Source organism: Catellatospora coxensis (genome assembly GCF_016862635.1).
Taxonomy (GTDB): Bacteria; Actinomycetota; Actinomycetes; order Mycobacteriales; family Micromonosporaceae; genus Catellatospora; species Catellatospora coxensis.
The window spans coordinates 1-767 of record NZ_BONI01000210.1 but is presented as its reverse complement, the minus strand read 5'-3'; the positions used below and the strand labels follow the sequence as shown (position 1 = coordinate 767).

The window sequence follows — 767 nt, the reverse complement described above, 5'->3', positions numbered from 1 at the left end:
ATCGGCGCGCTGATCGTGGTGCCGGTCGGGTTCGGGGTGCTCGGCGGGTTCAAGGACAACGGCCAACTGTCCACCAACCCTCTCGGCTGGCCCGACCCCTGGCGCCCCGAGAACTACACCGGCATCCTCACCGACCCCGTCTTCTGGCGACAACTCGCCAACAGCACCCTCATCGCCCTGGCCACCGTCGCCGTCGTCGTCGCCGCCTCCGCCATGGCCGCCTACATCTTCGCCCGCTTCGCCTTCCGCGGCCGCGAAACCCTGTTCACCCTCTTCGCCATCGGCCTCATGTTCCCCTTCGCCGTGGCCATCCTGCCCCTGTTCATCCTCCTGCGCAGCATGGAACTACTCGACAACCCCCTCGGCGTCATCCTGCCCCAAGCCGCCTTCGGACTACCCACCACGATCATCATCCTGCGCCAGTTCTTCCGCACCATCCCCGCCGAAGTCGAAGAAGCCGCCACCCTCGACGGCTGCACCCCCTTCGGCTTCTTCTGGCGCGTACTACTACCCATGGCCAAACCCGCCCTGGCCACCGTCTCCGTCCTGGCCATCGTCGCCAGCTGGAACAACTTCTTCCTACCCCTGGTCGTCTTCACCGACCAGACCTGGTGGACCCTCCCCGTCGGCGTCCAAGCCTTCCAAGGCCAATACGCCGACGACACCGCCCGCGTCCTCGCCTACGTCGTCCTGTCCATGATCCCCGCCCTCGGCTTCTACGCCATCGCCGAACGACAACTCATCGGCGGCCTCGCCGGCAGCGTCAA

General features: G+C 66.5%; 1 protein-coding gene. It reads left to right on the top strand.

Annotated elements, in window-relative coordinates:
- Positions 1-767, top strand: a 767-nt coding sequence (locus tag Cco03nite_RS42055; protein ID WP_239168103.1) for a carbohydrate ABC transporter permease, incomplete at both ends; no start/stop codon positions are given.